At 70.2% G+C, this 15,042-nt stretch carries 12 protein-coding genes and 1 pseudogene; 12 read left to right on the top strand and 1 reads right to left on the bottom strand.

The genetic code is table 11. The annotated features are described in order from the left end of the window. Nucleotides 1-28 precede the first annotated feature (28 nt). The 11 genes from ACZ3H8_RS01935 (at nt 29) to ACZ3H8_RS01985 (ending at nt 11,617) form a co-directional block, all read left to right on the top strand. Entirely contained in the window at nt 29-1,318 is a 1,290-nt protein-coding gene (locus tag ACZ3H8_RS01935) for an ATP-binding protein (protein WP_467396283.1), read from the top strand. Nucleotides 1,319-1,463: 145 nt separating this feature from the next. Beyond that, nucleotides 1,464-1,922 (top strand): DUF6325 family protein, encoded by a 459-nt coding sequence (locus ACZ3H8_RS01940; protein ID WP_467396285.1) that lies wholly within the window; start codon nt 1,464-1,466, stop codon nt 1,920-1,922. A 66-nt stretch (nt 1,923-1,988) separates the two neighbouring features. Then, nucleotides 1,989-2,273 carry an SHOCT domain-containing protein gene (locus tag ACZ3H8_RS01945; protein WP_467397896.1) on the top strand — a complete coding sequence of 95 codons (285 nt, stop codon included), beginning with the start codon at nt 1,989-1,991 and terminating at the stop codon, nt 2,271-2,273. 48 nt (nt 2,274-2,321) lie between these two features. Beyond that, complete coding sequence (locus ACZ3H8_RS01950) at nt 2,322-3,704, top strand: chloride channel protein (RefSeq protein ID WP_467396287.1); 1,383 nt, start codon at nt 2,322-2,324, stop codon at nt 3,702-3,704. A 128-nt stretch (nt 3,705-3,832) separates the two neighbouring features. Continuing rightward, complete coding sequence (locus tag ACZ3H8_RS01955) at nt 3,833-4,267, top strand: DUF7144 family membrane protein (RefSeq protein ID WP_467396289.1); 435 nt, start codon at nt 3,833-3,835, stop codon at nt 4,265-4,267. An 81-nt stretch (nt 4,268-4,348) separates the two neighbouring features. Next, nucleotides 4,349-5,278 carry an aldose 1-epimerase family protein gene (locus tag ACZ3H8_RS01960; RefSeq protein WP_467396291.1) on the top strand — a complete coding sequence of 310 codons (930 nt, stop codon included), beginning with the start codon at nt 4,349-4,351 and terminating at the stop codon, nt 5,276-5,278. A 123-nt stretch (nt 5,279-5,401) separates the two neighbouring features. Further along, on the top strand, nt 5,402-6,316 hold the full coding sequence (locus ACZ3H8_RS01965; protein ID WP_467397898.1) for a cyclase family protein: 915 nt from the start codon (nt 5,402-5,404) through the stop codon (nt 6,314-6,316). A gap of 153 nt (nt 6,317-6,469) precedes the next feature. Beyond that, complete coding sequence (locus ACZ3H8_RS01970; RefSeq protein ID WP_467396293.1) at nt 6,470-8,050, top strand: GMC oxidoreductase; 1,581 nt, start codon at nt 6,470-6,472, stop codon at nt 8,048-8,050. 200 nt (nt 8,051-8,250) lie between these two features. After that, a complete protein-coding gene (locus ACZ3H8_RS01975; protein WP_373430212.1) occupies nt 8,251-9,045 on the top strand; it encodes an SDR family oxidoreductase in 795 nt (264 codons plus the stop codon). Between the two features lie 35 nt (nt 9,046-9,080). Next, nucleotides 9,081-10,565, top strand: a complete 1,485-nt coding sequence (locus ACZ3H8_RS01980; protein ID WP_467396296.1) for a cytochrome ubiquinol oxidase subunit I — start codon at nt 9,081-9,083, stop codon at nt 10,563-10,565. Next, nucleotides 10,562-11,617 (top strand): cytochrome d ubiquinol oxidase subunit II, encoded by a 1,056-nt coding sequence (locus ACZ3H8_RS01985; protein WP_467396298.1) that lies wholly within the window; start codon nt 10,562-10,564, stop codon nt 11,615-11,617. The genes ACZ3H8_RS01980 and ACZ3H8_RS01985 overlap by 4 nt, the downstream gene beginning before the upstream one ends. A gap of 14 nt (nt 11,618-11,631) precedes the next feature. On the opposite strand, the gene ACZ3H8_RS01990 is transcribed toward ACZ3H8_RS01985, so the two are convergent. Further along, the gene (locus tag ACZ3H8_RS01990) at nt 11,632-13,050 is read right to left on the bottom strand and encodes a DUF2252 domain-containing protein (RefSeq protein WP_467396300.1); all 1,419 of its coding nucleotides are present in this window, start codon (nt 13,048-13,050) and stop codon (nt 11,632-11,634) included. A 200-nt stretch (nt 13,051-13,250) separates the two neighbouring features. Between ACZ3H8_RS01990 and ACZ3H8_RS01995 the strand changes: the two are divergent. Next, nucleotides 13,251-15,018: pseudogene (locus tag ACZ3H8_RS01995) on the top strand (cation:proton antiporter). The last annotated feature ends 24 nt before the right edge of the window (nt 15,019-15,042 follow it).

Here is a 15,042-nt window from a genome sequence, read left to right on the forward strand (position 1 = left end):
GAACAGCACCCAACGAGGGGCGGTACCGGTGAACTGGCTCATCCACGACTACCGCGAGAGCGATCTCGCGGCGGTGGTCCACCTGATCGACACCACGGCCGAACTCGGACAGGAATCGGTCTTCTCACTCGCCGAATGCATCGGCGCGCTCACCTCGCGGCAGCCCGCCGTGGTCGCCGTCCACCAGGGCGTCCCCATCGGCGCGGCCCTCGCCTCCGTGGCCGGTGAGCGCGCCTGGGTGATGCGTATCGCCATCTCCTCGGCCTGGCGCGGCCGGGGACTGGCGAGCGCCCTTCTGGTGGAGCTGGAGCGACGGCTCGTCGCCGCCCGGGTGGGCCGTATCGCCTACGTACTGCCCGAGGAAGAACTGCTCGGCGAGGGTCTGCTCAACGCGGGCTACACGCGGCAGCCCGCCGTGGCCTACTTCGAGAAGGTCGAGCCGCTCCACGGCCCCGCGGCCAGTCTGCTGGAGGACCTCGGCGGCCGGTTCCTGCCGAACGACCTGTGGGCCAAGGTCGCCGGCATGGAGGCGGAGAAGGATCTCATCGAACGGCGCGTCGTACTGCCGCTCGCGGAACCTGAGCGAGCCGCCCGCCACGGTGTCAGGCCGCCGCGGGCCATCGCCCTGTTCGGCCCGCCCGGTACCGGGAAGACCACGTTCGCCCGGGGCATCGCCTCCAAGCTCGGCTGGCCGTTCGTCGAACTGCTCCCGTCCCGCCTTGCCGACGAGGGCAACCTGGCGGCCGCCCTGCGCAGCGCGTTCGCCCGGATCGCCGAGCTCGAACGGGTCCTGGTCTTCATCGACGAGGTCGAGGAGATCGCCCCGGTCCGCACCGAGCCCGCTCAGCCGGGCGGGATGCACGGGGTGACCAATGAACTGCTCAAGCTCATACCGGGTTTCCGGGAGCGGGACGAGCGCCTGCTGGTGTGCGCCACCAACTCCATCCGCTCGCTGGACCCGGCGTTCCTGCGCCCCGGCAGATTCGACTACCTGATCCCGATCGGCACCCCGGACACGGCGGCCCGAGCGGCGATCTGGTCCCGGTACACGGACGGCCGTCCCGACGTGGATGTGACGGTCCTGGTGGCGGCCACCGAACTGTTCACCCCCGCCGACATCGAGCACGCGGCCCGGATCGCCGCCCAGACGGCGTTCGAGCGCGACCTGGAGACGCTCGGCAGCGGCAAGGGCGACCAAGGGGCGCTCGGCGCGAGCACAGAGGACTATCTGTCGGCGATCGCCCAGTGCAGGCCGACGGTGACGCCCGCGATGATCGAGGAGTTCGGCGCGGACATCACCGCCCACGCCCGGTTCTGACGCACGTGGGAAGTGGAAGTGCGAAGCCCTCCGCGGGGTGCTGCAATGACCTGGAGGGCTGACCACCGCGGTCTGCCGTGGCGAGCGCCGTGCGACATGAGCGGCGCGCGAGGCCCGGACCCCTACCCGCTCGTGAGGAGTGGCGATGAGCGACGACTTCGAAGCGATGGGACCCGTCGACTACATGGTTGTCGAGTTCCCCGGCAATCGCATGACGGGCGAGGGCTTCCCCCTGCTCGTCGATCTGGTCGATCGCGGCATCATCCGCATCCTCGACCTCCTCTTCGTCCGTAAGGACAGCGACGGCTCGGTAGCCGCACTGGAACTGACGGACCTCGGGGACGAGGTCGACCTGACCGTCTTCGAGGGCGCCTCGTCCGGGCTGCTGGGCCAGGACGACATCGACGAGGCCGGGGCCGCACTGGAGCCGGGCAACTCCGCGGGAATCCTGGTGTACGAGAACCTCTGGGCGGCACCTTTCGCCCGGGCCATGCGGCGAAGCGGTGCGCAGCTGGTGGCGGGCGGCCGAATTCCCGTCCAGGCCCTGCTGGCCTCGCTGGACGCGGCCGAGGCGACGGCCTCCGACAGGCCGGTTGCCGGCTGAGAGCAACAATCCGCGGACCGTCCCCGCGACGCTCCGCCCCGCACTCACTGTGGGAGATGAGTGAACATGCCCGGACTTCTTCGTGGCGTCGCCCGCACCGCCGTCGTTGCCGGAACCGCCACCGCGGTGTCCAATCGCGTATCGCGGCGACAGGCGGGCCGATGGGCACAGCAGGACGACCAGCAGCAGGCCGCGGCCCCCGCCGCCCCCCAGACCGCACCGCCGCCGGCCGACCCCGACGACGACATGACCAACAAGATTGATCAGCTCAAGCAATTGACCGACCTGAAGGCCCAAGGGGCGCTGACCGAAGAGGAATTCGCGGCACAGAAGCGCCAGATCCTCGGCTGACACCGGACAGCTGACACCGGACATGGGGGACTGGGAAGGGACGACCCCATGACGGAGCCGAGTCCGCGGCCGGCCACATCCGGCGGCGGAACGCAGCCGGAGGAGGCGGACCGGCTGCGCGCCATGCTGCGCAGCCCGGGCTATCTGAAAACGCTCGTGTTCTGCGCCCTCATCGGTATTCCGGTGTCGTTCGCCGCGTTCTGGTTCCTCGTCGCGCTCCGCGAGCTGGAGCGTCTGATGTGGGCCGATCTGCCGCAGGCCCTGGACTGGGACACCCCGCCGTGGTGGTGGCCGCTGCCCCTGCTGCTGGTCGCCGGCATCGTCGTAGGCCTGGTGGTCACACATCTGCCCGGCGCCGGCGGTCACATCCCCGCGGCGGGACTGCAACCGGGGGGTGCCACAGCCAGGGCCCTGCCCGGGGTGATCCTCGCGGCCGTGGCCAGTCTCCCGCTGGGCGCGACGCTGGGCCCCGAAGCCCCGCTGATCGCCCTCGGCGGTGGCCTGGCGCTCCTCTTCAGGGACCTCGCCCGCAGGCCGGTCACCCCGACGACCACGGCGCTCCTGGGCGCGGCCGGGGCCGCGTCGGCTCTCGCGGCCATCTTCGGGAACCCGTTGGTCGCCGCGGTGCTGCTGATGGAGGTGGCAGGGGTCGGCGGTCCGCAACTGTTCGCGGTCATGTTGCCGGCACTGCTGTCCAGCGGGGTGGGTTCGCTCGTGTTCACGGGCTTCGGCAACTGGACCGGCCTCTCGACCGGCGGTCTGTCCCTGAAGCCGGGCGCACCGATTCCGCATCTCGACACCGGAGACGTGGTCTGGTCGGTGCTGATGGCCGTCGCGATCGGTGCCGCCGTGCATCTGGTGCAGGTCGGAGGCCGGCGGGTCGCCGCCTTCGTCCCGACACGTACCGTCGTCCACACGGCCGTCTGCGCGCTGGCCGCCGGCGCCTGCGCCGCCGTGTACACACTCCTCACCGACCGGTCGCCCGCGGACGTGGCCTCGTCCGGTCAGGCCACCCTGACCAAGCTCGCCGCCGATCCGCACGCCTGGGGGGTCGGCGCCCTGATCGCCGTACTGCTCTGCAAGGGCGCGGCCTACGCGCTCTGTCTGGGCAGCCTGCGAGGCGGACCCATCTTTCCCTCGCTGTTCCTGGGCGGCGCGGTGGGCGTGCTGCTCGCGCCCCTTCCGGGTCTGGGGGTCGTGCCGGGACTGGCCGCGGGCATGGCGGCCGCGGCGGCCAGTGCCCTGCGGCTGCCGGTCAGCAGCGTGGTGCTCGTCGTCCTGATGCTCGGCAGCGTCGCCATGACCCCCGTGGTGATCCTGGCGGCCGTCGTGGCGTTCGTGACCGCCGAGCTGCTTCCTCCCGGACGGGCTGTTTCACCGGTGGGCAAGCCCGCCGGATCTGTGCCCGCCGTCGCGGCCGACCGGGCCTGAGACGGCGTCGCGCCGCCGCGGAACAGCCCCCGAGTCGCGAAACGGATCACTTGGGCCGATGTTGGAGGTAACCCGATCGGCCGTACGGGAGACCGTCAGGTCGGTCGTACGACACGAAGGAGCGCACCATGACGAGTCATGTGAGCGGAACCCACACGGGCGCTGCGGCGCGCAGTTCGACGAAGAGCGGCCTCGGCAGCGGGTGGTTGGTCTTCGCAGGCGTCCTGATGGTTTTCGGCGGCTTCATGACGCTCTTCGCGGGCATTGCCGCCATCGCCAACGACGACGTGTTCGTCGCCACCAACGACTACGTCTACCGGTTCGACCTCACCGGATGGGGCTGGATCCATCTCATCCTCGGCATCGTGATCGTCCTCGCCGGATTCGCCCTGTTCCAGGGCACCACGTGGGCGAGGGTCGTCGGTGTGGTGCTGGTAGGTCTGGCCATGATCGCGAACTTCCTGTGGCTGCCCTACGCGCCGTTCTGGGCGATCGTGCTGATCGCCATCGACGGCTTCGTCATCTGGGCGCTGTGCGCGGCTCCCAGTCCTTCGGAGAGCTGACGCGCGGGACTTCACCGGCTCGAACCCCCGGCCAACCGCGGGCGCGCGGCCGCCCGCACCGCACTGACCGAGGAGCCGCTCATGCCCCCGCGCGCGACAGGAGAACAGTGGCAGTTGCGCCACGGCGGGCAGACGGCCGTCGTGCTCCAACTGGGCGGCGCCCTGCGCCACTACGAAGTGGACGGCCGGCAGCTGCTGGACGGGTTCACCGCCGACGCGCGGATCACCGGCGGCCGAGGGCAGCTTCTCGTCCCCTGGCCCAACCGGGTGGGCGGCGGGCGTTACCACTTCAACGGCCATGACCTGCAACTCCCGCTGACCGAGCCGGAGAAGCACAACGCGATCCACGGCCTGCTGCGCTGGACCCCATGGCAACTGCTCGCCCGCAGCGACCACGGAGTCAGGGTGGGCACCACGCTCTTCCCGCAGCCGGGCTATCCCTTCCAACTGGAGGTGTTCGCCGACTACCGGCTGGGGCCGGAGGGGCTCGAGGCCGCCGTCACCGCGACCAACGTGGGGGACACCGCGGCACCCTACGGTGTGGGCCAGCACCCCTACTTGACCGTGGGCCCCGGTCCGGTGGACACGGCACTGCTGACCGTGCCCGCCCGCCACCGGCTGTGCACCGACGAGCAGGGTCTGCCGACCGGTCAGGAACCGGTCGAGGGCACTCCGTACGACTTCCGCACCGCCCGCCCCATCGGCGACCAGCAGCTGGACACCGCCTTCGCCGGACTCGACCGTGACGGCTCCGGCCGGGCCGTGGTGCGGCTGGCCCACCCCTCGGGCCTGAATGGCATCGACCTCTGGCTCGGCGAAGGCACCCGATACGTGCAGGTGTACACCGGTGACACGCTGCCCGAGCCCGAGCGGCGGCGGCGCGGTGTCGCCGTGGAGGCCATGTCCTGCCCGGCGGACGCCTTCCGCAGCGGTACGGATCTCACCACCCTCGAGCCGGGCGGCAGCCATGTGCTCCGGTGGGGGCTCGGCCCGTGGGGGACCAGCGGCTGAGGCCGGCGCCGCTGTCGCGGCCCCGGACCGGCCGATCGACAATGAGACGGCCGTACGCACAACTCGTCGGCGGGAGGCAGCATCCTCATGGCCACGCGCACGGAACCACCGGCCCCGCAGGCCATGACCACGGACGCCTTCCGGGCGCTTTACGAGCACCTTCGCGACGAGGCCCGGCGCAGTCCGGACGACCGGCGCGGGGCGCTCGGCCACCTGACGCCCGAGCGCGTGGTGGCAGCCGCCGCCGAGGTCCGGTCCGGCCGTACGGTGTCCCTCGCCGCGCCCATCGAGACGCGGCCCGGACCGGACAACCCTGAACCCGCGGACCACCGGATGACCGGACCCGCAGCCGGTGACATCGGTGCGGGCGGGCTGCACTTCGCCCTCGACCGGTTCGCGATGAACGTGCACGGGGACGCCGACAGCCATCTCGACGCGCTCTGCCACGTGCTGTTCGACGGTGAGCTCTACAACGGGATCCCCGCGAGCAGTGTGACACCGGACGGCGCCGGTCCACTCTCCCTGGACGTCGTTCGGGACGGCATCGTCGGCCGCGGGGTGCTCCTGGACATCCCACGACTGCGCGGCGTGCCCTGGCTGGAGCCCGGCGATCAGGTGACGGCCGCCGACCTGACCGCCGCCGAGGCCGCCCAGGGCGTCCGGGCCGGCCCGGGAGACCTGCTGCTCGTCCGGGTGGGTCACCGCCGCCGGCGCCGGGAACTCGGGGCCTGGAACGCGGCGCAGGCCAGGGCCGGGCTTCATCCGACGGCGATGCGGTTCCTGGCCGAGCGGAAGGTCGCGGTGCTCGGCTCGGACGGCAACAACGACACCGCCCCAAGTGCGGTTGCGGACATCGCCTTTCCCGTGCATGTGCTGGCCATACACGCCATGGGGCTGCACCTGATGGACTATCTGCAGTTCGAGGAGCTGGCTCCTGCGTGCGCAGCAGCGGACCGCTGGAGCTTCCTGTGTGTGGTCGCGCCGCTGCGGCTGCCCGCCGCCACCGGCTCCCCGGTGAATCCGATCGCCGTCCTGTGACCGCGGCCCGACGGCCGCGACAGCACCGGTCCGGTCGCCGTGAACCGAAAGGGCGGATAGGTTCGAATGGGTGGGACGGGTGCTTTTCCGCAGCGCGCAGTGACAGGTCCCGGCGGGGAGCGCAGGGCCGCGAGCGCAAGGACGGTGGTCGCCGTGGGCGATGCCCCTGACTACGACATCATCATCATCGGTACCGGTGCCGGCGGCGGAACGCTCGCCCACCGGCTCGCCCCCTCCGGAAAACGCGTGCTCATCCTCGAGCGCGGTGACTTCCTCCCGCGCGAGCGGGACAACTGGGACTCCACCGCCGTGTTCGTCAAGGGCAAGTACCGGGCCCCGGAGTTCTGGCTCGACAAGCACGGCAACGAGTTCCCGCCCGAGGTCAACTACTACGTCGGCGGCAACACCAAGTTCTACGGCGCCGCCCTCTTCCGGCTGCGCCCCGAGGACTTCGGCGAACTCCGCCACCACGACGGCATCTCGCCCGCATGGCCGATCCGCTACGAGGACCTGGAGCCGTACTACACCCAGGCCGAACACCTCTACCTGGTGCACGGGCGGCACGGCGAGGACCCCGGCGAAGGACCGGTGAGCGCGCAGTACGCGCACCCGCCCGTCGAACACGAGCCGCGCATCCAACAGCTCAGCGACGACCTCGAGAAGCGCGGACTGCACCCGTTCCACCTGCCCATCGGCGTCAATCTGAGCCAGGACGGAAACGGCCGGGCGACCCATTCCAGCGTCTGTATCCGCTGCAACCGGGTGGACGGCTTCCCGTGTCTGGTGCGTGGCAAGTCCGACGCCCAGGTGATCTGCGTCGAGCCCGCACTGGAGCACCCCAACGTAGAGATGATCACCAACGCCCGGGTGGTCAGGCTGGAGACCGACCCGTCCGGGCTCAGCGTCAGCACGGTCGTCACCCGGCTCGCGGACGGCTCCGAGGCCCGGTTCGAGGCGGACATCGTGGTCGTCGCGTGCGGGGCGGTCAACTCCGCGGCCCTGCTGCTGGCATCGTCCAACGACCGGCACCCCCGAGGACTGGCCAACAGCTCCGACGTGGTCGGCCGGCACTACATGCGGCACAACAACCTGGCGTTGATGGCCCTGTCGAAGGAACCCAACGACACTCAGTTCCAGAAGACCCTCGCGTTCCACGACTGGTACCTGGGAGCGGACGACTGGGACTACCCGCTGGGCGGCATCCAGATGCTCGGCAAGTCGGACGCCGAGCAGATCCACGGCGAGGCGCCGCGCTGGGCCGGAGCCGTGACCCCGGACATGCCGTTCGAGGTGCTGGCCCATCACGCCGTCGACTTCTGGCTGTGCAGTGAGGATCTTCCTCTCCCGGACAGTCGCGTCACCCTGGACGCGGACGGCAGGATCCATCTGTCCCTCGACGAGAAGAACAACGTCGCCGGGCTCAAGCGCCTGCAGCACAAACTGCAGGGAATGCTCGGCCACTTGGGCATGCACGAACACCAGCTGCTCTCGCACAGCATCTACTTGCACAAGGGCATGCCCATCGGCGCCACCGCGCACCAGGCCGGAACCGTCCGGTTCGGCGACGATCCGAACAGCTCTGCCCTGGACGTCAACTGCAAGGCCCACGACCTCGACAACCTCTATGTGGTCGACACGAGTTTCTTCCCGGGCATCGGCGCGGTCAACCCGTCGCTGACGGCCATGGCCAACGCCTTGCGGGTCGGCGACCACATCCTTGACCGGCTGAGCTGACCGGCTGAGCTGACGGCGGTCCGGCCGCTGGTCCGACCGGGCGAAGATGCTCCGCCGTGCGGCCCAATGTCTGCTTCGCCGCAGGTGCCGCCCCCGTCCGCCGGTGATTCTGTGACGAGCCGGGCTCGACCGGCGCACCGAGGAGGTAGGCAATCGTGAATTCCACCGCGGGCGCACCCCAGGGCGTGATCCCGACGCATCTGCTGAAGGGCCAGAAGGCACTGGTGACCGGTGCCAACTCCGGTATCGGCAAGGCGACGGCCATCGGTCTCGGCCGGGCCGGCGCCGACGTGGTCGTGAACTACGTGGCCGACCGTGAGGCGGCCGAGCAAGTGGTCAAGGAGATCACCTCGTTCGGTGTGCGTGCGGCGGCGTACGAGGCGGATGTGTCCAGGGAGGACGAGGTCGTCGGCATGGTGGACCGGATGGTCCAGGAGTTCGGGACCATCGACATCCTTGTCGCCAACGCCGGTCTGCAGCGCGACGCCCCGTTCACCGAGATGACCCTCGCCCAGTGGCAGAAGGTGCTGGACGTCAACCTGACGGGTCAGTTCCTGTGCGCCCGGGAGGCGACGAAGGAGTTCCTGCGGCGCGGGGTCGTCCCGGAGGTGTCGAGCGCGGCAGGGAAGATCATCTGCATGAGTTCCGTCCACCAGCTCATCCCGTGGGCGGGGCATGTGAACTACGCCTCCTCCAAGGGCGGCGTACAGATGATGATGGAGACACTGGCGCAGGAACTCGCACCGCAGAAGATCCGGGTGAACGCGGTCGCCCCGGGAGCCATCAAGACGCCGATCAACCGCAGCGCCTGGGAGACGCCACAGGCCCAGGAGGATCTGCTGCGGCTCATCCCCTACAAGCGCATCGGCGAACCCCAGGACATCGCCCATGCCGTCGTGGGCCTCGCGTCCGACCTCATGGACTACGTGGTGGGGACCACCCTCTACGTGGACGGCGGGATGACTCTCTTCCCCGGATTCGCCACCGGCGGCTGACCCTCTCCTGCACGTCGCGAGCAGCAAAGGCACGTATGCATACCACGGTCCACCTGCTGGCGGACGCCCCGGCCCAACTGCTGCCGGCCAGGCAGCTCATGGCATTCACCCTGGCCTCCCACATCATCCTGGTGCCGTTCGGGGTGGCGCTGCCGCTCCTCACCCTGGTGATGCACTATCGCGGCCTGCGCCGCAACGACCCCGTCGCCCTGCTCCTCGCCAGACGCTGGTCGGCCGTCATGGCGGTGCAGTTCGCGGTCGGCGTCGTCACCGGCACCGTCCTGTCCTTCGAGTTCGGCCTGCTCTGGCCGGGCCTGATGGGCAAGTGGGGTGACGTCTTCGGCATCGGATTCGGTGTCGAGGCGTGGGCCTTCTTCCTCGAAGCGGTACTCATCGCCATCTATCTCTACGGCTGGCGCAGACTGAAGCCGCGGACCCATTTCCTGCTCGGCCTGCCGCTTCCCGCAGCCGCACTGCTCGGAGCGTTCGGCATCCTGGCGGCCAACTCGTGGATGAATACGCCCCAAGGCTTCTCACTCGACTCCGACGGCAACCCCGTCGACGTCGACATCTGGTCGGCGATCTTCACCCCGATGTTCGGACCGCAGTACTGGCACTTCGTCGTGGCAATGCTGGTGACCGCGGGATACGTCGTCGCAGGCGTCTACGCGGTCGGCTGGCTGCGGGGCCGCAGGGACCGCTACCACCGGCTGGGCTTCACCCTTCCCTTCACCGTTGCCGCGGTGTTCACCCCGGTGCAGCTCATGCTGGGAGACTCCATCGCACGGTCGGTCTTCCACAAGCAGCCGGTGAAGTTCGCCGCGACGGAGATCGTCTGGAAGACCGACACCCACGTGCCGGAGTACTTGTTCGGACGCCTTCACCCGGACGGAACCATCTCCGGCGGCATCAAGATCCCCCAACTCGACTCCATCCTGGCCGGGTTCAGTCCCAGCACCAAGGTGACGGGACTGACGTCCGTCCCGGCGAGCCACCGGCCGACGGCCACTCAGGCCACCATCGCCCACTGGGCCTTCGACCTCATGGTCGTGATCGGCTCGCTGCTGGTGCTCATCGCCCTCTGGTACGGCCTGGTCTGGCTGCGGCACCGCCGGCTGCCCGCCTCCCCGTGGTTCTTCCGCGGCGCGGCCTGTGCGGGAGTCGCCTCGGTCGTCGCCGTCGAATGCGGCTGGATCACGACCGAAGTGGGCCGCCAGCCCTGGATCGTCTACCAGAACATGCGGGTCGCCGAAGCAGTGACGTCGACCAGGTCCACCAGCCTGTGGATCATGCTGGGCGTGGTGATCGTGGTGTACGTGCTGGTCTTCGGCTCACTGCTCGCCGTACTGCTCAGGATGCGTACCCGCTGGAGGCTTGCCGACGAGCGCCGGGAGGCCGGGGAACCGGGCGAGGGACCGGAGACGGACACGCCGTACGGGCCCCGCTCCCGGCCGCCCGCCGCCGACGTACTTGCCTCCCGTGGCGCCGGGTCCGGAGCGGACGAGGACGGGCTCTCATGACCGCGAACCTCATCGCCGCCGTACTGCTGCTCGCGGTGGCCGCCTATGCCTGCGCCGGCGGCACCGACTACGGGGCCGGGTTCTGGGACCTGACCGCCGGCGGCGCGGAACGCGGCAAGCGCCCCAGATGGCTGATCGACCACGCCATGGCACCCGTCTGGGAGGTCAACAACGTCTGGCTGATCTTCGTCTTCATCATCATGTGGACCGGATTCCCGACGCTGTTCCAGACCGTGTTCTCCGCGATGTGGCTGCCGCTGGCGCTCGCCGCCATCGGCATGGTCCTGCGCGGCGCCGGGTTCGCACTGCGCAAACCCGCCAGGCGTCTGGCCCGTCGGCGCATCCTCGGGGCGGTGTTCGCCGTTGCCTCGCTGCTCACCCCGTTCTTCCTCGGCGCGGCCGTCGGCGGCATCGCCTCCGGCCGGGTGGCGCCGGGAACCGAAGCCTCGGCGGAAGCCTGGTCCAACCCCACTTCCGTCCTCTTCGGGCTGCTCACCGTCGCATCGACGGCCTTCCTCGGAGCCGTGTTCCTGGCCAGAGACGCCGCACGCTTCGGCGCGCCCGACCTCGTCGGCTACTTCCGGCTGCGGGCCCTCGGCAGCCTCGCCGTCGTAGCCGTGCTGGGATTGGCAGCGCTCGCCGTCACTCACGGCGACGCCCCCTATGTGTGGAACGGGCTCACGGGCGGCCTCGGCCTCGCGTTCGTCGTTCTGGCCGCAGTGTGCGCCGCCGCCACGGTCTGGCTCCTGCTCCGGGCGTCCGGCGCCTGGTCCCGCATCACGGCCGTGGGCGTGGTCGCGGCGGCCGTCATCGCTTGGGGGGCCGCCCAGCGCCCCTACCTCATCCCCACGTCCCTGACCGTGGCGGAAGCGGCCGGCGCTCCCACGACGCTGCGCTGGCTCGGCGTCGTCACGCTCATCGCCGTGCTGCTCGTCGGACCTGCCGTCGTCCTGCTCTACTGGCTGGACACCCACGGCGAGCTGGAACCCCTCACCGATGCCGACCTTCAGCGGAGCGCGCCCGGCCTCGGTGGCACGGCCGACGGCGACTGACCATCAGGCGGGTGTCATGCGGGTGCGGCGGCCACCCGGCCGGTCTGTACCGCGTCGACCAGGGACCGGTGGTCGCGCTCGTTCTGGTCCGCGTAACTCTCCGCGAACCCGGTCAGCGCACGGTCGAAACCGTCGCCGCCGCCCAGGTACGCGGCGATGGCGATCCGGTCCCCGGAGCGGGCGTGAGCGCGGGCCAGGGTGGCACCGCAGACCTCGCCGAACACCTGCATATCGTTCGGCACCATCATCTGGGGCACTGCGATGCCCTTCCAGTCGTGCAACTGGCGGACGTAGAAGTCCCGTCGGCGGCCGTCGATTCCCACGACGCGGTCCCAGCCCAGGAAGATGTCACTGGCGGCCTGCATAAGGCGCTGCCCCGCGACCACGCGCTGCCCCTGGTTGTCGTGCCTGCTCTCGCCGACGTGTGCGGCTAGCACCGACCGGTCGGCCTCCTTGGCCTGCAGGATCAGCGGATCCTCGTCGTCCTTGCCCAGCAGCAGGAGGATCCAGCAGCGGGTCCCGACACTGCCGACGCCGACCACCTTGCGTGCGATGTCGACCACCCGGTACTGCCGGAGCAGGTGCCTCCGGTCGGTTGCCAGGGTACGGGCGTACCGGTCGACGAGCTCGCGGAGCTGCTGTTCGATCCGGTCGCGCTCGGTGCCGGGCATCATGTCCTCGATCGGTACGACCAACGGCGGATCGGCGGCGAACCGGCGTTCACCACCGACGATCCGGGTGAGCTTGTCGTACGCCTTGAGGTTGTCCCGGGTCCGCGCCTTCGCCATGGCCGCCGACAGACGTCCACGGCCCCTCTTGTCGAGCTTCTGGTCCACCAGAGCCTCGATCTGTTCCATGTCGGCGCGGGCGTACCACACTTCGAGGTTGCCCATGCCCGCGAAGCGGCGCATCCACTGGCGGTACGACCCAACGGCGGCCCGGACGATCGTCGCACGCTCCTCGTCGGTGTAGCCGTTCTCCCGTCCCGCGATGACCAGGCTCGCTGCCAGCCGCTTGACGTCCCATTCCCAGGGGCCGGGCAGCGTCTCGTCGAAGTCGTTGATGTCGAACATCAGCCGCCGTTCGGGGGAGGCGAGCAGCCGGAAGTTCAACAGGTGGGCGTCTCCGCACAGTTGGGCCGTGATTCCCGAGCGGGGGGTGGAGGCCAGGTCGCCGGCCATGATCGCGGCAGCCCCCCGGTAGAAGCGGAACGGCGACTCCGTCATGCGTCCGTAGCGGATGGGAACCAGCTCGGGCACCCGCGCGGCCGACTGCTCCTCGATCACGTCCACCGGGTCCGGCCGTCCCGCGGTGGGGGAGAAGCCGGCATGGCTCGATCTCGGCACCTGCTTGCGGGCCGCCCTGCCCCTGTCCGCCCGCTCCCGGGGCGACAGGTGCTCTACGTCGTCGGAGGTCCGGCTGCCCTTGCTCATCGCATGCCCTTCCTGTCCGGCGGGGTCAGTCCAATTGTCCGTGACCACGTACGGCTCGCATCTCGGGGGATTGCCGCAACGGGTGAAGCGCGTGAGCCGACCGGGTGGCCGGACCGGTGTCCGCCCGACGGAGCCGCGCGCTGTCCGCCCGAAGCCGGTTCAATCCCCAAGGCGCCCGGAATCCGAGGAGAGAACCCGCTCTGACTGACGACGAGATCCTTCTTGGCATCGGCTTGACCGTGGTACTCGCGGTCGGCTCCCAGGTCCTGGCGAGCCGTCTGCGTGTCCCCGCGCTGATCGTGCTGCTGCCGGTCGGCTTCGCCGCGGGAGCCCTGACGGACGTCATCCATCCGGACCGGCTGGTGGGACCGGAGTTCTCCGCCCTGGTGTCGCTGTCCGTGGCGGTGATTCTCTACGACGCCGGTCTCGGACTGGATTTCCGCCATCTCACCGGCCCCGTCCGCAGTGTCGTGGCCAGGCTGCTGCTGCTCGGTGTGGTGCTCACCTGGGGGGCCATTGCGGGTCTCGGCCCGGCGCTCTTCGGCGTTCCCCTCGCGGTGGCCGTGATGCTGGGCGTGATTCTCGTCGTGTCGGGGCCGACGGTCGTCGGTCCGCTGCTCGACTACGTACGCCCGACGGACAAGGTGCGGCGCATCCTGATCTGGGAGGGGTCGCTGATCGACCCGGTCGGCGGCATCCTCGGGGCCCTCGTCTTCCACTCCCTCGTCGCGAGCAACTTCGAAGTCGGCAAGGGATTCCACTTCGGCGTGCTCTTCCTCAGCATCGCCGTCGGTCTTGCGGGCGGCGCGGTAGGAGCCGCGTTGCTGTGGCTGACGCTGCGCACCCTCCGGCTCGGCGAGTCGCTCGGCACGCTGGCGCAGCTCGCCACTGTGATCGCCGTGTCGGCGGGATGCGACATCGTGATCGACGACACGGGGCTCATCGCCGCGATCGTCACCGGGCTGGCCGTCGCGAACCTCCCGGGTTTTGACATGCCCGCACGCCGGCCCTTCTTCGAGACGCTGGTCCAGCTGATCATCGGGCTGCTGTTCATCTCCATCTCGGCCACCGTCACCCCGGCATCCGTCACCCCGGTGCTCCTGCCGGCCCTCGGCCTCATCGCCGTCCTCGTCCTGCTGGTGAGGCCGCTCGTCGCTTACGCCTCCACGCATCGCATGGGCCTGACCGGCGGGGAACGGGCCTTCATCGGGTGGATGGCCCCACGCGGCATCGTCGCGGCCTCCACCGCGTCGGCCTTCTCCGCCACCTTGGTCGACAAGGGGCTGGACGGCGCCTCCAAGATCCTGCCGGTCACCTTCCTGGTGATCGTGGGGACGGTCCTGCTGTACGCGCTGACCGCGGCGCCCGTGGCCGCGCGGCTGGGAGTCATCAGATCGGCGCGTACCAGGCCCCTACTGGTCGGCGGGGATCCGTGGGTGATCGACCTGGGGCGGTCCCTGAAGTCCGCGGGACTCGAGGTGCTGATGTGGGCGGGCCTCGAGCAGCAGCGGGAACGGATCAGAGAAGCGGGGATCGAGCTGGCCACCGGTGAGTTGCTGGCGGCGGCCACCGTCCCCAAGGCGCGGCTCGAAGGGGTCACGGCGGTGTTCCTGCTCACCGACGCCGACGACTTCAACGCGCTCGCATCGGTCATGGTTCAGGACAGCGTCGAGGGCCCGGTCTACCGCGTCGGCCCCCCCGCACGACAGCCATGGCGTCGTCGCCCCTTTCACCGGTGGCGACATCCTGTTCGGCCGGGCCCTGGTCCGGCACACGCTGGCAGCCCGGTACGAGCAAGGGGCCCGCTTCGTGGTGGAGTCCGCAGGCGATGCCCCGCCGTCCGGCCACAGCACACTGTTCGTGGTACGGGCCGACGGCCGGCTGGACCCGGTCACCGAGGCCCACGCGGTCACGCCGCGCGCCGGTGACACCGTCGTGCTGCTCGGCCCCGCGCCGCCGGGCCCGTGAGGCCGGTCCGACTCGCCCTGGACG

This window comes from Streptomyces sp. NPDC002868 (assembly GCF_055563295.1).